Source organism: Sphingopyxis sp. 550A (assembly GCF_053569535.1).
In genome coordinates, this window is the sequence record NZ_CM131615.1 from 4438074 (window position 1) to 4458130 (window position 20057).

Here is a 20057-nt window from a genome sequence, read left to right on the forward strand (position 1 = left end):
CCGGACGCTGACCCCGACCCTCGCTGACCCTGCGCCACCCCAACAGCAATGCAGCCCGCGCTCGCTCCTCTTTGGGGCATGCGCGCGGCTGCGCGGAGTCCCATCCATGGCACAGTTTCAAATCCTTTGCCCGCACTCGGAAGCCGAGTGGCGGCCGGTGACGATCGAATTCCTTTTCGCACCCAATGGCGACCAGCAATATCTCTGGTCCTCGTTCGACGAAGCCGAAGCCGCGCGGAAGCAGCTTCTCCTCCGCGCGCCCGATGCGCAGCTCCGTATCGCGCTCGCCGGCGCCGAAATCGGCGACGTCGACTGGCCGGTCCGCGAGAAATTGCGCTTCGCCGACGGCACCTATGCGCCGACGCCCTGGCATGAGGAGCCCTGGTATCAGGAGAAGCATGACGAGCATTTCTGCCATGTCTCGACCGAGCAGGCGGGCAAGATCGCTTTCACCGAGAATGCCGCGAAGGGTGAGGTCGACCGGCAGCTCGTCATGTCGCCGGGCCGCTATCTTCATCGCTTCTTTTCGGCCCATCTCGACAACAATGCGATCGAGGGCTGGTGCGCCCGGCTCTCGGTTCAGCTCGCGGAAGATGCGCTCAAGATCACGCAGGACGCCGACGAAATCGAGGAGGTTTATGTTGGCGGTCCCGGCAGCTGCATGTCGCATGGCGCAGGCGACTTCGAGAGCTATTGCCACCCGGTGCGCGTCTATGCCGGTCCCGACACGGCGCTCGCCTATATCGGCGCCCGCGACGATGCCCGCGCGCGCAGCGTGGTGTGGCCCGAGCTCAAAATCTACACCAGCATCTATGGCGATGTATCGCGGCTCAAGCTGCTGCTCGAAAATGCGGGCTATGCCAAGGGCAGCCTCAATGGCGCGCGCATCCGGCGCCTCGTCGACGGCGGCAGTTTCGTTGTTCCCTATATCGATGCCGGCGATGACCTCGCCGACGACGGCGAATATCTCATCATCGGTCATGGTGAAATCCCGTCCGAAAATACCAACGGGCTGGGCGACCGATGCTGGTACTGCCCGCGGTGCGACCGCGAAACGACGCCGCACGAGGATGTGTATTTCGGCGACGGCTCGTCGGAAGAATGGTGCTATAATTGCTTCACCGATCACACGGTCTTCTGCGCGCATAATGAGCGCAGCTACAGCGATGCCGAAACCTTCATCACGGTGTTTGCCGATGGCGATGAGCATGACGTGCTTGACGGTTATGTCGAGGCCTTCGGTGCGGTCTATCTCGAAGATCGCGGCGAATGGTGGCTCGCGACCTGCTGCCGGAAATGCGACGGGTCGGGCGAATGGTATCATGCGGCCGATCTCACCGAATATCATGGCGAGTGGCTTTGCGCCGATTATCTGCCCGATCCTGTCGACGATGACGATCCGGCGCTCGCCAATGCTCATGTCCTCGCGCGCGACTGGTTCCTGTATGAAATGTCCGCGATCGAAATCGAGGTCGCCAAATGGCAGGCAGCCGGGGAGCGTGCCCGCGAAGAACGGCTGAGGCGCGAGCAAGAGGCGGCCGAGCGCCTTCGCCTCGAAACAGTGCAATCCCCGCCGCTCGAACCGTGCGCCTGCGGATGCGCCCACGACAATTCTCCCGAAACGCCAGGCTTGGCCGATGGCCTCGCCCCCGCCGTCGCGGCGTCCGTGGCCGCGATGGCCATCCCTTGCCAGACAGGAGCCTGATCCATGACCCATGACCTTGCAGGCCGCGCCGGCCTCCTCGAAATCCTGTCCTGGGCACGGCCCCATGACAGTGCGACCGAACGCGCCTTTTGCCGCGAATATCTCGACCGGGTTCCCGACATGCGCGCCGACGGATTCGGCAATCGGATGCTGGAAATCGGCGATCGTCCGCGCACATTGTGGAGTTGCCATGTCGACACGGTCGCGGCCGTCGGCGGGCATCAGGCGGTGGGCGTCGACGAGCATGGCATCGCGCATCTGTGCGACGGCAAAGCGGGCATGTCGCTCGGCGCCGACGACGGCGCGGGACTGTGGATCATGCTCGGCATGATCGCGGCCGCGCGTCCCGGCCTCTACCTCTTCCATCGCGGCGAGGAGCAGGGTTGCCTCGGCTCGCGCTGGATCGAGCGCCACACGCCCGAACTTCTCGCGGACATCGACGCGGCGATCGCCTTCGACCGCGCGGGGCTTGGCGATGTCATCACCCACCAGAGCTATGGCCGGACATGCTCCGATGCCTTCGCATCGAGTCTTGCGGCGGCGCTCAACCGGCAGAATATGGGGTTCCGCTATGCCCCCGACGATACCGGCGTCTACACCGACACCAATGAATATGCCGGCATCGTTTCCGAATGCACCAATCTGTCGGTGGGCTATCAGCGTCAGCACGGGCCGCGCGAGACGCTCGATGTCGTCCACTGCGAGCAATTGCTCGCAGCCATGCTCGAACTCGATGCGTCGCAGCTGGTGATCGAGCGCGATCCTTCCGTCCAGGAAGAGGCCGGTTGGTGGTTCGACCGCGGGCGCAGGCATGGTGGTGATGATTTCGTCGAAGCCGTCGCCGATCATCCGGCGCTCGCGGCCTGGATGCTCGAGCAATGCGGGGTCAGCTATGATGACTTCCAGATGGCGCTGTGGGCCGAGGAAATGGACGTTGACCAAGGCTATCGTCCGCTCATGCCGACCTGATGCGCGGCATCCGCCGAATAACCTGCGGGCCGATAGTGTCCGCCATGTTTGGATCGGCTTCGACTCCGCCGGTTCCGCGGGTCCCGCCGCCGGACGGGCGGGCAGGTCATGCTTGATTCTGATGTCCCGTTTGTGACAAAATCACGCTCTACGCGCTGGCAGGGGCTGCCGGTGCCGAGCTGTCCGTGCGGATCGCCGATCACTTTCGATCGACATCTGCGCGGGCGCAAGGCCTTGGAAGGAGCCCCGAATGGAAAGTCCAGCCCGTGAATTGGCGCGCCGCCTCGCCGACAATGCCGAAGCCGTCTGCCGCCACTATCTCCCCAACGGCCGCCGCGAAGGCCGCTACTGGCTTGTCGGCGATGTCCGGGGGACGCCCGGTCGCAGCCTTTACCTGTTGCTGTCGTCGTCGGGCGACGGGCGCGGCCGGGCGGGGAAATGGACCGATGCCGCGAGCGGCGAACATGGCGACCTGCTCGATGTCATCGCCGCCAGTTGCGGTCACGCCGATTTGCGCGAGACCCTCGCCGAGGCGCGGCGATTTTTGAGCATGCCGATGTCGATGCCGCAGCCGGCGGGGTCTCAATCGCGGCGCTCGCGCAAGGCATCGATGGGAACGCATGTGGCGGCGCGGCGGCTTTGGGCTGCGTCGAAGCCGATCGCCGGGACGGGGGCCGCTGCCTACCTCGCATCGCGCGGGATCGGTGTCGCCTGCGGGAATGGCGCGATCCGCTTTCATCCGCGCTGCTATTACCGGGCATCGATCGACGATGCTCCCGACGTCAGGACCGCCTGGCCGGCCATGATCGCCGCGGTGACCGACGACGCCGGTCAAATCGCCGGCGTCCATCGCACCTGGCTCGATCCGGCGGGCGGCAAGGCTCCCGTCGCCTGTCCCCGCCGCGCGATGGGAAATCTCCTTGGACATGGCGTCCGGTTCGGAACCGCAGGGGACGTCATGGCGGCCGGAGAGGGCATCGAGACGATCCTTTCACTGCGCGAGCTGATGCCGGACCTCCCGATGATTGCTGGCCTGTCGGCGGCGCATCTCGCGGCCATCCATTTCCCGCCGTTGCTGCGCCGTCTCTACGTCGCGCGCGACGATGACGCTGCGGGCTCGTGGGCGATGAAGACCTTGATTGAGCGCGCCGAGCCGCTCGGGGTGGCAATCGTCCCGCTCGATCCGCGGCTCGACGATTTCAACAGCGATCTCGTTCGGACGGGCCGGGAAGAAATGGCGGCCCGGCTTCGCGACCGGATACTGCCGCTCGATGCGGCGCGCTTTCTTGTCCGAAATATATAGTGCTATTTCGGACATCGGGATCACCGCTTCATCTAACGTCCGACCGATTTGGCCATTGCTTCCCTGTGGAGGCCGCGCCTCCGGCCTTCGCTGGAGGGCGACTGCGGCGGCGGGCGCGGGCACCGCAATGGCGAGCGCGTGGCTATTTTCCGCCGGGGCTGCGCCCCTTTGCATCGCGAGACAAAATAGCCGCACCCTCGCCATCCTACGCTGGCGCTTCGGCCGCGCGTGCCGCGCGGTGCCGACCCGCACCCGCCGCCGCGGGGGCGTCGCCGCGAAGGCCGCGAGAGCCGCGGCCACCAGAAGCGAGGCATGACATGAGCGACCTGTCAGACTTTTCCGAACGCAGCGAGCCCGCCGAGCCCGGCGCCAGCGCATATCTCCTCCAGGAAATGCAGCTCTACGGCTATCGTCCGTTCGAGGATGAGCCCGACGGGCGGCCGCTTCCCGATGACCGGCTTGCCGGCGGCGCCGTCGCCGACATCTTCGACGCGCTCGCGGGCTGTCTCGTCGACACGCGGATCGAACCCGATCTCGAAGATTTGCTCTGGGGCGTCGTCAATCTCTTCCACGGCGCGGGCACGCGGATCGAGCGCGATCTCGACCGCAACGAGGTGGCGCAGCGAGATCTCCAGCGCGAACAGGATGGCAGCGAAATCCGCTCGGTCGAACTCGAGCGCGCGATCGCCGAGGGCATCACCTTGATCGAGCGGCGCGACGCCATGGAATTTTTCCGCGAATGCGCCGCTGAACAGTATCGCATTCACGCCCGCAAGGCGTGGGTCCCGCGCACCGGGTCGCGCGTCCGCCATCAGACGATGACCGCGGCGATGATCGACAGCCGCGACTTCATGGATCGCCGCCTCCGCGAAAAGGCCAAGGCGCTGATCCCCGAGGGCACCCGCATCGCCTTCAGCGGTGGGCCCGCGTGCAACGATCACCGGCATATCTGGTCGGCACTCGACAAGGTTCATGCCCGTCATGCCGACATGATATTGCTCCACGGCGCGACGCCGACCGGTGCCGAGCGTGCCGCCGCCTGCTGGGCCGACGCCCGCAAGGTGCCGCAGGTGGCCTTCCGCCCCGACTGGAACCGCGACAGGAAGGCGGCTCCCTTCAAGCGCAACGAGCGCATGATCGACGCCATGCCCGCCGGGCTCATCGTCTTCTCGGGCACCGGCATCCAGGACAATCTCGTCGACAAGGCGCGGGCGTTCGGCATCCCCGTGTGGGATTTCCGCATCCGCGAAGCGCCATGAGGTTTCGATCTGGACCCGACCATGCTTGCCATCGGGCGAGCTTGTGACCACAGAAGGAAGGAACGATGCGTACCGATCTCGATCATCTTCCGGCCAACAAGCAGCGCGAGCTCGAGCGCGTAAAGGCGATCATCTTCGAAGAATTCGAAGATGCCGTCGCGCTTTCGACGATGGGCTGGAAGAAAAAGGGCCGGATCGACAAGATCATCCTCTACGGCAGCTATGCCCGCGGCGGCTGGGTCGACGAGCCGCACACGGCGAAGGGCTATCGCTCGGACTTCGATTTGCTGATCATCGTCAACGACAAGCGCCTGACCGACAAGATCGACTTCTGGTCGAAACTCGAGGACCGCCTGACCCGCGAACTTGCGATCGACAAGACACTGCACACACCGGTGAATTTCATCGTCCACACCCTGCAGGAGGTGAACGACGGGCTGGCGCATGGACGCTATTTCTTCATGGACGTCGCGCGCGACGGGATCGCGCTCTACGAATATGACGACAAGTTATTGCATCAGCCGAAGCCGAAGACGCCTGAGCAGGCATTGGCGATGGCAAAGGAATATTTTGAGGAGTGGATGCCTCAAGCAAACGCATTCTTCAAAATGCATGAGGCAGGACGCGCCGAAGGCGCATTCAAGCAGGCGTCATTCGTTCTTCATCAAGCGGCGGAGAGCCTTTATCATTGCGTCCTGTTGGTATGCACCTTCTACACACCGCATGTGCACAACCTCGGGTTCCTGCGAACGCAGGCGGAACGGATCGATATGCGGTTGGTGGATGCGTGGCCTCGCACGTTGAAGGCTGATCGCACACGCTTCGAGAAGCTGAAGGAGGCTTATGTGAAGGCCCGCTACTCGAAACATTATCGCATCGGCGAGGCGGACCTGCTGTGGCTCGCTGCGCATGTTGAGGAGCTCGGCCGCGCGGTGCATGCGATCTGTTCGGAGCGCGTTGCCGAGTTGGAGGCCCGTATTCCGACGGCCTGATGTGCAGTGGCTACCCTTTGACAGGGCCTTGGGGACGCTCCTTCCTTCGTTCGCGTGATGCCGGGGTGGAAGGGTCCTATTTCGTGTTGCGATGCGACGCTTGTTATTGATTTGTTCGCTTGTCTACCCTATGTGGGCATCAATCGCACCCGCCCGGCCTCTGTCCGCAAGGATATGCACACTGGGCGGGTCTTTTATTTTGGGCGCCATTGACGCATGACGATGGTCAATGTCACGCGCCTATTCCAAACCGACTCTCACCTACACGCAGCAAATCGCTCACCTCCGGGCAAATGGCATGATCGTTGCCGACGAGCCGGCGGCCGAGGCGTGGCTCCGCCATGTGAGCTACTACCGGCTGAGCGCCTACTGGCTCTATTTCGAACATCCGAAGGGACAGGCGGGGCCGCGCTTCCTTCCGGGCACGACATTCGAACGCGTCACCGCCCTCTATGATTTCGATCGGCTACTCCGGCGCCTCTTGATGCGCGGCACCGAGCATGTCGAAGTGGCATTGCGCGGAAGCTGGGCTTATCATCTGGCTGGGCTTGGCGATGGACACAGCTATCTCGACGCCAGTCTTTATAGCGACCGCATCGACTATCACCTTCGCCTCTCGAAACTGGCTGGCGAAGTGGGGCGTTCGAACGAGACCTATATCAAGCATTATCGGCAAAACTACGATCTGCCAGCATTGCCGCCGGTCTGGATGGTCGCAGAAATGATGTCCTTCGGTCACCTTTCGCGCTGGTATTCGAGCCTCGCAGACCGCGCTCTTCGAACGCGCATCGCCGCGCCCCTTGGTCTTCCGGAGACCGTTCTCGTGCCCTTGGTCCGCCATGTGACCGACATCCGTAATATCTGCGCGCATCACGGCCGGCTGTGGAACCGGGGCTTCCTTACGCCTCCGAAGCTCGCGCAAAAGCCCAAATCCCTACAGGCGACCATCGACCAGAATGCCACTCAGGCACCGGCGAAGCTTTACAACGGCATCTGCATGATCGGCCACGTCATCAATACCGTGGCGCCGGACTCGACCTGGCTTGCCGATGTGGCGGCGCACATCGCGACCCATCCCGAGGGCGATATACGATCGATGGGTTTTCCCGCGAACTGGCTGCAGCGGCCACTTTGGCAAGTTTGATGGGCAAGACGACTGGTCGGCTTTGCGCCTGATTCCGGTCGTTCCAGCCACAAGCGGCCGTATCCGAAAGCGGCCTTTCGTTTGTCGAGCCTCCGTGTCAGCCGTGACCGATCTATGAATCCCAAGACAGGCTCTGAAATGGCGGGGAATCGCCGAACCTCTTTGCGCAGGGCCGTCGCCTCGGCAAGACGATCCTGCAGGATCGTCAATATCCCGCGGATGCATTCGATCTCATGGCACTGCAGCCAAATGTGCAAACTGACCGGCTGACATGCTCAAGACCTTTTACCCCAAGCGCGTTGCTCCTAGCTTTGACGGCGAAATCGATCCGACCAAGGACTCTCCACCATGTCAAATGCCCAGCCGATCGTCGAAGTCTTCGAATATAGCGGCGGCATATTGGGGCCGAGCATCGCCCCCGCCGGAACGGTGCGCGATGGCGGCACCATCCGCACTGGCACGCCGCCGGGCTGCTGGGGGCCGATGATCACCCCCAAATTCCAGGGTGGCCACGAAGTCACGCGACCGGTGCTGGTCGAGGGGGCCGAGATCGGCGACGCGATCGCGATCAAGCTGAAGAAGGTTCAGGTCACCTCGCTCGCAACCTCGTCGGGCGTGATGACCTTCGTCGAGGGGCGCTATAGCGGCGACCCCTTCGTCGCCAAGCATTGCGACGCCTGCGGCGAAATCAGCCCGCCGAGCCATATCGAGGGCATCGGTGACGACGCGGTGCATTGCGACAAATGCGGGGCGGAGGTCAGCGCCTTCCGCTTTTCGAACGGTTATGTCATCGTCCTCGACCGCGACACCGGCGTCTCGCTGACCGTCGGGCAGGAGATTGCCGACAGCATTGCCGCCGATGCGAACACGATGGCGGCGCTGCCTGGGCAGTCGGCGCAGCATTCGATCCTGTCGCTGGCGCGCGCCGACATCTCGGGCCTCGCCGCGCGGATGCGTCCCTTTCTGGGGAATATCGGCACCACGCCATCGCGCGACCTGCCCGATTCGCACAATGCGGGCGATTTCGGGTCGTTTTTGATCGATGCGCCGCACGGCTATGCGATGACGCAGGACGAACTCGACCGTCACAAGACCGACGGGCATATGGACACCAATTCGGTGCGCGAGGGCGCGATCCTGATCTGTCCGGTGAAGGTGCCCGGCGGCGGCATCTATATGGGCGACATGCACGCGCAGCAGGGCAATGGCGAGATCGCCGGTCATGCGACCGACGTCGCGGGCGAGGTCGAGTTGGAGGTGGAGGTCATCAAGGGGCTGGCGCTCGACGGGCCGATCCTGCTGCAGCGCGCCGACGATCTGCCGCCGCTCGCGCAGCCGCTGAGCCCGGCCGAACGGTCGGCGGTCGATGCGCTGGCGCAGCGATACGGACAGGCGGTGGTCGAGGACAATGCCCCGATCACCTTCATCGGTTCGGGCGTGACCTTGAATGATGCGACAAAGAACGGGCTCGATCGTGCGGCGAAGGTCACAGGTCTGCCCTATGACGAAATCCTCAACCGCGCGACGATCGCGGGATCGATCGAGATCAGCCGCCTGCCGGGGGTCGCACGCGTCACCTTCATGTGCCCGCGGCCGATCCTCGAACGGCTGGGCGTCGCCCATCTGGTCGAGCAGCAATATGGCGCGCCGGGCGCCCGCTAGCTCCTCCCGCCGGGGCGGCCAGCCGGCCGCCCCATTTTTATGATCGATGATACCCGCCAGGCGCTATCGGCGCCGCGCGATCAGCTTCGCCGGCAGCCTGGCGAACTGGCGCGCATCGACGGCGCGCACCCACTGGCGCAGCCGGAGCAGCGCGGGAAGGCAAAGGTCGATGTCGGCCAGCAATTCGTCGATGTGGTGAAGCGAAAAGGGGACGATATTGGTCCCCTTGCAATGCTTGCCGCCGGTCCGCTCGTGCATCCACGCGAGCCGTTCGTCGATCGCCCGGTTTTGCCCGCTCGTATCGGGCAGGGCGATGCGGCCCGCCATATATTCGGCGATCCAGAACGATCCGACCTCGGCGCTCAACTGGCTGAAGAAAGAGGAATTATAGCCGTTGAACAGGAGGCGCGGTACACCGACCGGCAGCGTGGAGCGGTAGAGGCGAAAATTGCCCGCCGCGTCGGTCACCCGGGCGAGAATGTCGTCGGGGAGGAAGGCGGCGCGCTGATCCCAGCCGGTGCCGCACACGATGATGTCGGCCGGAAGCACGCCGCCGCGCTTCAGGTGGATCACCCCGGGTTCGAGCGCCGTGATCTCGTCCTCTACAACGGCGAGACTGCCCCGCGCGATCTTCTCGTAGAAACCGTCGCTCACCAGGCTCACGGTACTGCGCGCGATCGTTTCGAGCGGCCGGTCGGGTTCGAGCCCGATCTGGTCTAGCCTGAGCTGACGCGAAATCACGCCCTGGACGAGATTGAGCATCCCATTGCGCAGGAAACGACCGGGACCGTGCAGGAAGCGCTCGAACCCGCGCAGTTCGATATAGGGAAACAGCCCCTCGCCCATGCGGGTCAGGAACAGATGTTTGAAGTTGACGACATTGCCGATCCGCTTCGGAATCTTCCAGATGAGCTGACGCGCGAGCAGCGTCGTGCGCGCAGCGACTCCGTCCATCGCGTTGGCGACATCGCACGAGGATTTGCCATAGCCGATCACCACCACCTGCTTGTCGCGTGCCCGTTCGGGCTCGGTGAATTCGCTGGTGTGGACGAGCAGGCCGCCTGCCGCCTTGAACGCCTCCGCACCGGGATAGGCGGGCACGGTGGGGATCGAGAAGATGCCGTTGCACAGGATCAGCCAGTCGAAGCTCTGGACGGCGGGCGGCGCGTCGCTTGACGCACCGGCCGGGCGCGTCGCGAGCGTCCAGCCTTGGCCGTCGGTGCGCGGCGTCGCGCGCACGATCTCGGTCGCCAGCGATAGGTGCTGGGTGACACCGAAATGATCAGCGTAGGATTGCAGATAGGTCTGCATCTGACGGCCGCTCGGCCATTCGGGATAGTCGTCGGGCATCGGAAAATCGGAAAAGGCATAAGTATCGCGGGGGTTCTGCGTCGCCAGGCCGGGATAGCGCCGCGATGCGGCCCACACCCCGCCGACTTCGGACTCCTTCTCGAACACCCGGACGTCATAGCCGAGCGCGATCATCAACTTCGCCGTGCACAGGCCGGCGATTCCGGCACCCACGATCGCAACGCTTTCCACCACATATTCCCCTGACGATTTCCTGTCGGCAGGGTTAGGAAAGGACGGCCGCGGCGGCCTATGCCGGAAATGCCGAGGCTGTTCCCTAATCGCATTATTCTGATCCGACGGCGTCGCTCAGCCGCGGTTTGCCGTGCTCGCGGCGGTCAGAAATCGGCAATGTCCGCATAATCGATGCAGTTGGCGAATATCGCGGAGCGTCCGTCCGACCGATTGTCGTGCCGAGCCGCCGCCGAAAAGGCGGGGCGATGACCGGCCAAGGGGACTATCATGACACGCATTCCTTCTTTCTGGCGGCTCGGTGCCGCAGTTCCGGCGCTGTTCGCCGCCGCCATGCTGACGACGCCCGCCGCGGCGCAGCAGGACGACGCTGCAGCCCCGCAAGATGCTGCCGGAGGGGATGGAACGCGGGCCGATGCGATGGGCGGCGATATAGTGGTGACCGCGCGCAAACGCGAGGAGCGCGCGCAGGACATCCCGATCGCGATCTCGGCCTTCAGCGGCGAATCCATCGAGGCGCGAGGCATCGAGAAGATTGACGGCGTTGCGACCTTCACGCCGAACATGACCTTCCAGAACAACCCAAGCTTCGGCGGCGCGGGCTCGTCGGCCGCCATCTATATTCGCGGTATCGGGCAGAAGGAGTTCCTGCCCACGACCGAGCCCGGTGTCGGCGTCTATGTCGACGGCGTCTATGTCGCGCGCTCGGTCGGCGCGCTGCTCGACCTTGTCGATGTCGAGCGCGTCGAAATCCTGCGCGGACCGCAGGGGACGCTGTTCGGTCGCAACACCATCGGCGGTGCGCTGAGCATCACGACGCGCAAGCCCGATGACGAACGTTCGATGAGCGGCCAGTTGCTGGTGGGCAGCGATGACCGCCTGGACGCCAAGATGTCGGCCAATCTGCCGATCAGCGACACGCTGTTTTCCAAGATTTCGGCCGCCAGCTTTCGCCGCGATGGCTATGTGACCCATCTGGTCGACGGCCGCGACCTCGGCAATGTGAACACGCTGACCGGGCGGCTGGACCTGCGCTGGGTGCCGAGCGACAGCGTCGAGGTTAATCTGGCGGTCGAGGGAACCCGCGACCGTTCGAACGGCCCGGCGCTGGTGCTGACCGGGGTGACCTATCAATCGGGCGTGTTCAATCCCGGCAATCTGCCGATCCTGCCCCCCGGCAGCCCGGCAACGCCGGGTTTCTATGTGCTCAATCCGCCGTTCGACGCGCCGGTCGATAATTTCACCCTGCTCAACAATTATTTCGCCGCCTTTCTGGGTGGGCAGCCGTGCGTCGGCTTCAATCCCTATGATCCGCAGGCGAGCGACGCCCCGGCCTGTTTCTCGAACCGCTTTCTGGTTGGCAACACGGCCGATGCGGGAACCGCGCCGCAATATTCGAAGAACGACACCTGGGGCGCGCAGGGAACGATCGACTGGCACCTGGGGGGCGTTCAGCTCAAGTCGATCACCGCCTATCGCAAGATCGACGGCAGCTATGCCCGCGATGGCGACCATAGCTCGCTGACCATCCTGCACCTGCAGGACATATTGAAGCAGCGGCAGTTCAGCCAGGAGTTCCAGTTGCTCGGCGAGGCACTCGGAGACCGGCTCAAATATGTCGTCGGCCTCTATTATTTCGACGAGAAGGGGAACAATATCAACAGTCTGGACTTTACGCCGGTGACCTTCCGTTCGGGCGGCCGGTTCCAGACCAAAAGCTATGCCGCCTTTGCGCAGGCGACATGGACGATCGTGCCCACGGTCGATCTGACCGCCGGCCTGCGCTATACCGACGACCGCAAATCCTTCCTGCCCGATCAGGAGATATTGGTCGACAAGACGGGAGGCGCGCTGATCGCGGGCAGCCCCAACACGCCGCAGACACGCGTCCTTCCCTTCGTCCGCGTCCGTCAGAGCGAGGATGCCTTCACGCCGATGGTCAACCTGGCCTGGCATGTGACGCCCGACGTCATGCTCTATGGTTCCTTCTCGCAGGGGTTCAAGAGCGGCGGCTTCGTGCAGCGGGTGTTCCCGCCGCTCGCCGCGACGCCGCAATTCTCGTCGGAAAAGGCGACGGCTTATGAACTGGGGTTCAAATCGAGCCTGTTCGACCGCGCGCTAACACTGAACGGCGCGCTTTTCTATACGCGCTACGACAATTTGCAGGTGCAGGTGTTCACCGGCATCGCCCCGGTCACCAAAAATGCCGCCGAGGCCGAAATCAAGGGCGCCGAACTGGAAGCGCGGCTGTCGCCGGGAGGCGGCTGGTTCATCGAAGGCAGCCTTGGCTATCTCGATCCCGAATTCACCAGGATCGATCCCGCGGCCACCGAAATCGGCCTGGACTCCCGCTTCGAGCGCATCGCGAAATGGACGTTGAGCGCTTCGGTTTCGAAGAGCGTCAGCCTGTCCGACGGCAGTGCTTTCACCGCGCGCGGCGACTGGTCGTACCGGTCGGGCATGTACATGGACGCGCTCAATTCGCCGCAGCTTTACCAACCGGGATACAGCCTGTTCAACGCGAACCTGACCTATGATTTTCCCGGCGAGACGCTCAGCATCGTTGCGGGCGTCAGCAATATCGCGAACAAGAAGTACAGCTTGACCGGCGTCTATGGCAGCTCCTTCGGCCTCTACGAACAGATGTTCGCGCGCGGCCGCGAATGGAGCGTCGCGCTGCGGTGGAAGCTGTGAGCGGGCGCCCGTTCGATGGCCGCACCGCGATCCTCGCGGGCGGCGCGACCCTGATTGGCCGCGCGACCGCTGCCGCCTTCGTCGAGGCGGGCGCACAGATTGTGATCGCCGACATCGATGCGGAGGGCGGCGCGGCGGCGGTGGAGCAACTCGGCTCGCGCGCGCTGTTCGTGCGGACCGACATCACCGCCGATGCCGATATCGATCATTGCCTGGGTCGCGCGGTCGCCGCTTTCGGCGGTGTCGACTTCCTGATCAACGTCACGACATCCTATATCGACGACGGCCTGCAGACCGCGCGCGCCGACTGGTTGCGCGCGCTCGACATCTCGCTCGTCGGCGCGGCGGTGTTCGCGCAGAAGGCGGCGCCGCACCTGATCGAACGCAAGGGTGCGATCGTCAATTTTTCGAGCATCAGCGCGCATCGTGCGCAGGCGGGACGGTTCGTCTATCCCGCCGCCAAGGCGGCCGTCGCCCAGCTCACGCGATCGCAGGCGCTTGAATTCGCGCTGTACGGGGTGCGCGTGAATTCGGTCGCGCCCGGCTGGACCTGGTCGAACGTCATCGCCTCGCTGAGCGGTGGCGACCGGGCGAAGGCCGACCGCGTCGGCGCGCCCTTTCACATGGCGGGCCGGATCGCCGACGCCGAAGAGGTCGCGCGCGCGGTGCTGTTCCTCTGTTCCGATGCCGCGTCGTTCATGACCGGGGCCGAACTGCCCGTTGACGGCGGTTATCTGGCGCTGGGGCCGGAGCAGGCGGGGCAAGCGATCGGCGCGCTGGTGGACTGACCCGCGCGACTGACCCGAAAGTGCAGCGCCTGACCCGTGCCGGAAGCAAAAGGCGGGCAGCGGGCAGGCCGGTGCTTGACTTGCCGACACGGGAAAGGGAAGCTCCTCCATTAAGCTGAAATCCATGCAGGGGGAGGCTATGGGACCGGGCGGGATCATGATCGGAGGCCTTGCGGAACAGGGGCCAGCCGGTCGGCAGTTGATGGACAATCACTGCGTTTTCGAATCCGACGATCTGGACCAGACGCGCGACCATGTCGCACGTACCTATTGCCCCCATCATCTTTCGATCGGCGACCGGACCGGCAGGCTGGGCGCGTGGCTTAACCACAAGCGCCTGTCGCAGGTCGGCGTGGGCGCCATGTCCTATGGTACCGAAGTGCAGATATCGGGTGTCGAGGATCAGGGTTTCATCCTGCTGATGCTGCCGCTGCGCGGCGCCGCCGATATCGGGCTGGGCCGCCAGTCGATGCAGTGCCACTCCGGCCGCGCCGTCGTCGCGAGCACGATCGAACTCGACCGGATGCGGTGGTCGGCGGATTGTTCGCAACTCGTGGTGCAGATCGCGACGGAGGCTATCGATCGCCAGGTCGCGCTGATGACCGGGCGCGGGGTCCGCGAGCCGCTGCGCTTCGCGCCGGAGATGGATGTCCCCGCCGACCGGCTGTCGTGGTGGAGCTATGTCGCGTTGCTGCTCGACGAATTGAGTCACGCTGAGGCGCGGAGGGCGCAGGCCAGCATCGCGCATCTGGAAACGCTGCTGATCGTCAAGCTGCTCGAAACGCAGCCGAGCAACTATATCGACCAGCTTCAGCCGCAACAGGGGCGCATCGCGCCGCAGCATGTGCGGCGCGTCGAACGCTTCATCGCCGACAATGCCGCCCGGCCGATCACGCTCGAAGAGCTTGTCGAGGTCGGCGGAGTAAGCGCCCGCGCGCTCTTCGACGGTTTCCGCCGCTTCCGCGGGCTGTCGCCGATGGCCTATGCGCGCTCGATCCGGCTCGAGCGGGTGCGCCGCGACCTGCTGAGCGCGCAGGAGGGCGAGACGGTCACGAACATCGCCTGCCGCTGGGGCTTTTTTCAGTTCGGACGCTTTGCCGGGCAGTATCGGCAGGCCTATGGAGAACTGCCTTCCGAAACGCTGCGGTCGCATAGCTAGGCGGCGTTCGCGCAACACATTGCGGCTCACACCTGTCTTCTTGAGGTAATCGATGGAACTTCGGCATCTGCGCTATTTCGTCGCCGTGGCGCAGGAACGGAACTTTTCGCGCGCCGCAGAGGTGCTGAACATCGCGCAGCCGCCGCTCAGCCGCCAGATCCGGCAACTGGAAACCGAAATCGGCGCCGATCTGTTCGATCGGACGACGCGCCCGCTGCGGCTGACCGAGGAGGGGCGCCTGCTCTACCAGCACGCCGTGCAGGCGCTGGCTGGGTTCGACCAGGTGCGCGGGATGATGTCGCGCTATTTCGGCACCGCGACGCGCCATTGCATCATCGGTTTCGTCGGATCGATCCTGTGCGGGCGGTTGCCGCAGGTCATTCGCGAGTTTCGCGCGCGCATGGGGGAGGGGGTGACGATCTCGCTGCTCGAAATGGGCTCGCTCGAACAGGCGGCGGCGCTGCGCGAGGGGCGCATCGATGTCGGCTTTGGTCGCCTGCGGGTCGATGACGAGGGATTGCGGCGTATCGTGCTGACGAAGGAGCCGCTGGTCGCGGCGCTGCCCGCCGACCATGCGCTGGCGGAGCAGGAAGCGGCGCTGGGCCTCGACCAGCTCGCCGACCAGTCGATGATTCTTTATCCGCGGCCCTTTCGTCCGAGCTACGCCGACCAGGTGCTGTCGCTGTTCGAGGATCATGGGCTGACGCTGCATCACCGTCACGAGGTGCGCGAGTTGCAGGCCGCGCTCGGCATGGTCGCGGCGGGTGCCGGCGTGTCGATCGTCCCTGCGTCGGCGCAGATCATGGCACGTCCCGACCTGGTGTTCCGACAGGTCGCGGCGGCCGACGCGATCTCGCCGATCATCCTGAGCCACCGCGCAAGCGATTCCTCGTCGGAGCTGCAATGCCTCGTCGAGATCAGCCGAGCGGTGTATCAGACCGATCAGGACGACGGCCCCGCTCCGGTCAGTTGATCAGCTGCTTGGCGATTTGGCGGGTGGGGATGCTCGTGTCGGCGAGCTGCGCCACATCGACGCGCGCTCGATCCTGGACGAGCGAGCGACCGCCCATGAAATCCTTGGGGCAATTGACTGCGTCGAGCGCGATCACGGCGCCGTGCTGCAGATAGAAGATCGAGAAGGATCCGCTCGCCATGTCACCGCGCACCACTGCCTCGCACGTTCCGCGCAGGATGCCCGCCGACTGGATGCGCATGTCATACTGATCGGACCAGAAGGTCGGCAGCGCATCATAGCAGCGCGGACTGTTCATGATCGCATCGGCGGCGACTTCCGCCGATCCGGTTGCATGTTGCACCGATTCCAGCCGCCACAGACCGCCCGCGAAACTGTTCGGATGGCGTGCGCAGTCGCCGATGGCGAAGACCGACGTACCCGAGGCGCGGCCGCATTGATCGACGATGACGCCGCCGTCGCAAGCAAGGCCCGCAGCCTCTGCGAGTTCGCTCCGCGCGGCGATCCCGATGCCGGCGATGACCAGGTCGGCGGACAGCCGCTCGCCCGATTGTAGCACCACCGCTTCGACCCGCCCGTCGCCCTCGATCGCGATAACCTGCTGGCCGAAACGGAATTCGACGCCGTGCGAGCGGTGCTTGCGCTCTACGAAGCCGGCAAGCCCGGGCCCCGTGACGCGCGCGAGGGCGCGGTCCTGCGCCTCGACCACCGTGACCGGATGATCGAGTTCGCGCAGCACCGCGGCCGCCTCCAGCCCGACATAGCCCGCGCCGACGATCGCCACCCTCATGCCCGGGCGCAGCGCGGCGCGGATCGCATCGGCGTCGGCGATCGAGCGGACGCTATGGATGCCGGGCAGGTCGGCGCCGGGGCACGACAATGTCCGCACGCTGCCGCCGGTCGCGAGGATGCAGTGGCCGAAGCCGATCGTGCGTCCGTCGCCGAGCTGCAGGGTCGAGGCAGCGGTGTCGAGGCGATCGGCGGTGACGCCCAGCGCGACGTCGATCTTGTGCTCGGCCCAATAGGAAGCGTCGCGCAGCAAGATCTGCTCGATGCCGATCGATCCCAGCATATAGGCCTTCGACAGCGAGGGGCGATCATAGGGCAGCATCGCTTCCTCGCCGATCAGCACGATCGAACCGGTGAAGCCGCGGCTGCGCAGCGTGATCGCGGCGTGGGCCCCGGCGTGGCCGGCGCCGACGATCGCAACGTCGTAATGCTCTGTCATCGATTGTCCGTCTTATCTGTCAGGCAAGGCCGCGGATGCAGCGTTCGACGCCGTTGCCGAGATGGCGGACGAGCAGTTCCTCGTCCTGGAAATGGATCACCTGCTTGGCGCCCGATTTGAGCTGCGCCGCCATCAGTTCGTGCGTGTAGCAATCCTCCATCATCGGGTCGCGCAGACCGATCTTCGAATATTCGCGCGCGAAGAGCTGGCCGGCGGTCGTCGCCGGTGGCGAATAGCCCTTGATTTCCCAGATGCTCCGGTCGGTCGCGACCGGCCAGATGTTGAAGGTGAAGAACAGGCCGTCGAGTAGCCCGATGAAGAAATTGGGAAAGATGTGCCAGAAGTCGAACGAGCCGCGAAACTGATACCCGTCGGCGCCCGTGTCTGCCTTCGACCCGAAAGCCTGCACCGTGCCGGTCCCGAACCGGCTGGCGAGCGCGGCGGTCGGCGGCGGGGTGAAGCTGTCGGGCGGCGGCGAGCCGAGCACGCCGTGCAGGCCGTAAAGCTCGATCGCGCTGTGCCGATATTGGCGCCCGTCGATCTTGACCGCGCGCGCCAGCGTCTTTTCGTGGAGATAGGGCAGGTGCCAGCCTTCGAGCTGCGCCTCCTGCAGCGTCTTCCAGTTCACATTTTCGTCGATCCGGTAGGAAAAGGCGGGCTCGAACCCTGCAAAATCATAGCGTCCGATATGCTCTGCCACCGGCGCCAGATGCTCGGCGAGCGTCTCTTCGGGGTCGGCGGCCAGATTGATGAAGATGAAACCTTTCCAGACGTCGCAATGGATTTTCGCCAGGCCGCTGTCGGCCGCTTCGACGCTCGGGAAATTCTCGGCATCGCTGACATGCACCAGCTTGCCTGTCGTGTCATAGACCCAGCCGTGGAACCGGCAGGTCAGGAACCCGCGGCAATGGCCCTGCGCGTCCCACGCCACGGGGGCGCCGCGATGCGAGCACATATTGTGGAAGGCGCGGATCACGCCGTCCTTGCCATGCACGACAAGGACGCCGGTGTCGGCGACCTGCAATTGCACGACGAAATAGTCGCCGGGGCGCGGCGCCTGGAGGACATGGCCGACGTTCAGCCATTTCCGCCGGAAGACCGCGGTCTTTTCCTGCTCGAAATAGGCTTCGCTGGTGTAGCGCTCGACGGGGATCGGATCGGTCCCCTCTTCGGGATAGCGCGCGGTGAAGCGCCCCGCCATTTCCGTAACGCTCATCGTGCACCTCCTGCGGCCGGCCCGTTCGCCCCAAGCGCCCAGCTGTCGTGGACGGGAAAGAAGCGATCGATGGGAAAGACATATTTGGGCTGCGGCTCGCCATACATCTCGACGGTGATCGCCACCTCGGCGAGCGCAAGGCACAGGTGGAGCAGCTTTTCCTGCCGCGCGTCGAGCGCGGCCAGCGGATACTGGTCGAGATAGCTCAGCGCATCGCCGCACCGCTCTTGCATCACGTCGTAGAAGGCCCGACTTTCCTCCATGGTTGCCGACCACCGCTTGCGGTTGCGCAGCAGTTCGGTCGGCTGCGCCCAGTCGATCCATTGTTCGAGATCGGCAAATCCGTCCGGTAGCGAAGAAGGCATCTCGGTCTCCCAACAAGATGTCGGGAAGTGTCGCGGGGAACGCGCGGGCAAGCTATCCCGTGGCCGCAGCCGCTGCGCTAAAACGGCGGGATTCGCCGATGCGGCGGACGTGGAGCGCAATCGGCTTTTTCCATACTCACCGGGTATGAAGTCGACGCCAATCGGTATTTGACTCTGGCCCGCTGACAGCGTCACCTTGGCAGATCGCAAGTGCCCGTGGCGTGCGATCGAAAGGTTCGTGTCGCACCCCTATCATGCCTGCGGAGTATCGTGATGGCCAGACGGATCAAGATGATTGTGCCTGTGCCGGTTCCGCCGGAGGCGCTGGACGGCTTCGCCGCCCAGTTCCCTGCGCATTTGCTACGCCCTGATTTGTCGGTCGAATTTTGCTGCGCGGCGCGCGGCGGGACGGCACTTGATTCGCTCTATGAAGGCGTGATGGCCGACGCCTTCTGCCTCGACGCCGGGCTGCGCGCCGAAGACGAGGGATTTGCCGCCGTCTGCGTCAACTCGATGAGCGACTCAGGCGTCGCGGCGCTGCGATCGCGCCTGTCGATCCCCGTGCTGGGTACTGCGGCTCCGACCTATCATCTCGCGAGCCAACTCGGGCGCCGCTTTTCGATCCTCAGCATGTGGGACCGGTGGCGCTGGCTGTATGACAAGGTACTTGGGGAAGCCGGGCTTTCGCACCGCCTCGCGTCGATCCGCACGATCGGCGTCGCGCCTGACACCGCCGAGCTGCTGTCGGGCAAGGAGGACAGTGTCTTTCCCAAGCTGCTCGACGCGGCGCGCGCGGCGATCGAGGTCGACGGCGCCGACGTGCTGGTGCTCGGCTCGACGACCATGCATCAATCGCATCTGTTCCTGCAGGACCGGCTCGACGTGCCCGTCCTGAATCCGGGCTTGATCGCGTTCAAGACCTGCGAGACACTTCTGGATCTGGGGCTCAGCCACAGCAAGCGGGCATATCAGTCGCCGCGAGGCCTGAATGACACCGCATTTCGGTTCGGGGAGGCGCTGTCTCACCCGAAAGAGGAGGACTGCCTGTCATGATGAAT

17 protein-coding genes are annotated in these 20057 nt (G+C 64.6%); 12 read left to right on the forward strand and 5 right to left on the reverse strand.

Going from position 1 to position 20057, the window contains the following annotated elements; all coding sequences use genetic code 11:
- Positions 1-106: 106 nt before the first annotated feature.
- The 7 genes from ACVENA_RS21515 (at position 107) to ACVENA_RS21545 (ending at position 9034) form a co-directional block, all read left to right on the forward strand.
- Complete coding sequence (locus ACVENA_RS21515; protein ID WP_449326997.1) at positions 107-1705, forward strand: hypothetical protein; 1599 nt, start codon at positions 107-109, stop codon at positions 1703-1705.
- A 3-nt stretch (positions 1706-1708) separates the two neighbouring features.
- Positions 1709-2674 carry a M28 family peptidase gene (locus ACVENA_RS21520; protein ID WP_449326998.1) on the forward strand — a complete coding sequence of 322 codons (966 nt, stop codon included), beginning with the start codon at positions 1709-1711 and terminating at the stop codon, positions 2672-2674.
- A gap of 250 nt (positions 2675-2924) precedes the next feature.
- Positions 2925-3977, forward strand: coding sequence for a DUF7146 domain-containing protein (locus ACVENA_RS21525; protein ID WP_449326999.1), 1053 nt, complete (start codon positions 2925-2927; stop codon positions 3975-3977).
- A 317-nt stretch (positions 3978-4294) separates the two neighbouring features.
- Positions 4295-5236, forward strand: coding sequence for a DUF2493 domain-containing protein (locus tag ACVENA_RS21530; RefSeq protein WP_449327000.1), 942 nt, complete (start codon positions 4295-4297; stop codon positions 5234-5236).
- 65 nt (positions 5237-5301) lie between these two features.
- Positions 5302-6228, forward strand: coding sequence for a HEPN domain-containing protein (locus ACVENA_RS21535; RefSeq protein WP_449327001.1), 927 nt, complete (start codon positions 5302-5304; stop codon positions 6226-6228).
- Positions 6229-6526: 298 nt separating this feature from the next.
- Positions 6527-7372, forward strand: coding sequence for an Abi family protein (locus ACVENA_RS21540; protein WP_449327002.1), 846 nt, complete (start codon positions 6527-6529; stop codon positions 7370-7372).
- A 348-nt stretch (positions 7373-7720) separates the two neighbouring features.
- Positions 7721-9034: an acetamidase/formamidase family protein gene (locus ACVENA_RS21545; RefSeq protein ID WP_449327003.1), complete on the forward strand. Its 1314-nt coding sequence runs from the start codon at positions 7721-7723 to the stop codon at positions 9032-9034.
- A 63-nt stretch (positions 9035-9097) separates the two neighbouring features.
- Here ACVENA_RS21545 and ACVENA_RS21550 read toward each other — a convergent pair whose 3' ends face one another.
- Positions 9098-10576, reverse strand: a complete 1479-nt coding sequence (locus tag ACVENA_RS21550) for a flavin-containing monooxygenase (RefSeq protein ID WP_449327004.1) — start codon at positions 10574-10576, stop codon at positions 9098-9100.
- Positions 10577-10722: 146 nt separating this feature from the next.
- Entirely contained in the window at positions 10723-10848 is a 126-nt protein-coding gene (locus ACVENA_RS21555) for a hypothetical protein (protein WP_449327005.1), read from the reverse strand.
- Here ACVENA_RS21555 and ACVENA_RS21560 point away from each other — a divergent pair.
- The 4 genes from ACVENA_RS21560 to ACVENA_RS21575 all read left to right on the forward strand — a co-directional run bounded on the left by ACVENA_RS21560 (position 10847) and on the right by ACVENA_RS21575 (position 16190).
- Positions 10847-13270 (forward strand): TonB-dependent receptor, encoded by a 2424-nt coding sequence (locus ACVENA_RS21560; protein ID WP_449327006.1) that lies wholly within the window; start codon positions 10847-10849, stop codon positions 13268-13270. The genes ACVENA_RS21555 and ACVENA_RS21560 overlap by 2 nt on opposite strands.
- Positions 13267-14058 (forward strand): SDR family oxidoreductase, encoded by a 792-nt coding sequence (locus ACVENA_RS21565; RefSeq protein ID WP_449327007.1) that lies wholly within the window; start codon positions 13267-13269, stop codon positions 14056-14058. Before ACVENA_RS21560 ends, ACVENA_RS21565 begins: the two co-directional genes overlap by 4 nt.
- A gap of 202 nt (positions 14059-14260) precedes the next feature.
- Positions 14261-15217 (forward strand): AraC family transcriptional regulator, encoded by a 957-nt coding sequence (locus tag ACVENA_RS21570; RefSeq protein WP_449327008.1) that lies wholly within the window; start codon positions 14261-14263, stop codon positions 15215-15217.
- Positions 15218-15269: 52 nt separating this feature from the next.
- The gene (locus ACVENA_RS21575) at positions 15270-16190 is read left to right on the forward strand and encodes a LysR family transcriptional regulator (protein ID WP_449327009.1); all 921 of its coding nucleotides are present in this window, start codon (positions 15270-15272) and stop codon (positions 16188-16190) included.
- Here ACVENA_RS21575 and ACVENA_RS21580 read toward each other — a convergent pair.
- The 3 genes from ACVENA_RS21580 to ACVENA_RS21590 are packed head-to-tail and all read right to left on the reverse strand — an operon-like array spanning position 16183 to position 18999.
- Positions 16183-17418 carry an NAD(P)/FAD-dependent oxidoreductase gene (locus tag ACVENA_RS21580; protein ID WP_449327010.1) on the reverse strand — a complete coding sequence of 412 codons (1236 nt, stop codon included), beginning with the start codon at positions 17416-17418 and terminating at the stop codon, positions 16183-16185. The genes ACVENA_RS21575 and ACVENA_RS21580 overlap by 8 nt on opposite strands.
- A gap of 19 nt (positions 17419-17437) precedes the next feature.
- Positions 17438-18634 (reverse strand): aromatic ring-hydroxylating oxygenase subunit alpha, encoded by a 1197-nt coding sequence (locus ACVENA_RS21585; protein ID WP_449327011.1) that lies wholly within the window; start codon positions 18632-18634, stop codon positions 17438-17440.
- Positions 18631-18999, reverse strand: coding sequence for a hypothetical protein (locus ACVENA_RS21590; RefSeq protein ID WP_449327012.1), 369 nt, complete (start codon positions 18997-18999; stop codon positions 18631-18633). The genes ACVENA_RS21585 and ACVENA_RS21590 overlap by 4 nt, the downstream gene beginning before the upstream one ends.
- A 273-nt stretch (positions 19000-19272) precedes the next feature.
- Here ACVENA_RS21590 and ACVENA_RS21595 point away from each other — a divergent pair, with 273 nt between their 5' ends.
- Positions 19273-20052 carry an aspartate/glutamate racemase family protein gene (locus ACVENA_RS21595; protein ID WP_449327013.1) on the forward strand — a complete coding sequence of 260 codons (780 nt, stop codon included), beginning with the start codon at positions 19273-19275 and terminating at the stop codon, positions 20050-20052.
- The last annotated feature ends 5 nt before the right edge of the window (positions 20053-20057 follow it).

Coding starts and splice junctions, on each gene's coding strand:
- ACVENA_RS21515 (WP_449326997.1), top strand. CDS start 107: ATGGCACAGTTTCAAATCCTTTGCCCGCACTCGGAAGCCGAGTGGCGG.
- ACVENA_RS21520 (WP_449326998.1), top strand. CDS start 1,709: ATGACCCATGACCTTGCAGGCCGCGCCGGCCTCCTCGAAATCCTGTCC.
- ACVENA_RS21525 (WP_449326999.1), top strand. CDS start 2,925: ATGGAAAGTCCAGCCCGTGAATTGGCGCGCCGCCTCGCCGACAATGCC.
- ACVENA_RS21530 (WP_449327000.1), top strand. CDS start 4,295: ATGAGCGACCTGTCAGACTTTTCCGAACGCAGCGAGCCCGCCGAGCCC.
- ACVENA_RS21535 (WP_449327001.1), top strand. CDS start 5,302: ATGCGTACCGATCTCGATCATCTTCCGGCCAACAAGCAGCGCGAGCTC.
- ACVENA_RS21540 (WP_449327002.1), top strand. CDS start 6,527: ATGATCGTTGCCGACGAGCCGGCGGCCGAGGCGTGGCTCCGCCATGTG.
- ACVENA_RS21545 (WP_449327003.1), top strand. CDS start 7,721: ATGTCAAATGCCCAGCCGATCGTCGAAGTCTTCGAATATAGCGGCGGC.
- ACVENA_RS21560 (WP_449327006.1), top strand. CDS start 10,847: ATGACACGCATTCCTTCTTTCTGGCGGCTCGGTGCCGCAGTTCCGGCG.
- ACVENA_RS21555 (WP_449327005.1), bottom strand. CDS start 10,848: ATGATAGTCCCCTTGGCCGGTCATCGCCCCGCCTTTTCGGCGGCGGCT.
- ACVENA_RS21570 (WP_449327008.1), top strand. CDS start 14,261: ATGGACAATCACTGCGTTTTCGAATCCGACGATCTGGACCAGACGCGC.
- ACVENA_RS21575 (WP_449327009.1), top strand. CDS start 15,270: ATGGAACTTCGGCATCTGCGCTATTTCGTCGCCGTGGCGCAGGAACGG.
- ACVENA_RS21580 (WP_449327010.1), bottom strand. CDS start 17,418: ATGACAGAGCATTACGACGTTGCGATCGTCGGCGCCGGCCACGCCGGG.
- ACVENA_RS21585 (WP_449327011.1), bottom strand. CDS start 18,634: ATGAGCGTTACGGAAATGGCGGGGCGCTTCACCGCGCGCTATCCCGAA.
- ACVENA_RS21590 (WP_449327012.1), bottom strand. CDS start 18,999: ATGCCTTCTTCGCTACCGGACGGATTTGCCGATCTCGAACAATGGATC.
- ACVENA_RS21595 (WP_449327013.1), top strand. CDS start 19,273: ATGGCCAGACGGATCAAGATGATTGTGCCTGTGCCGGTTCCGCCGGAG.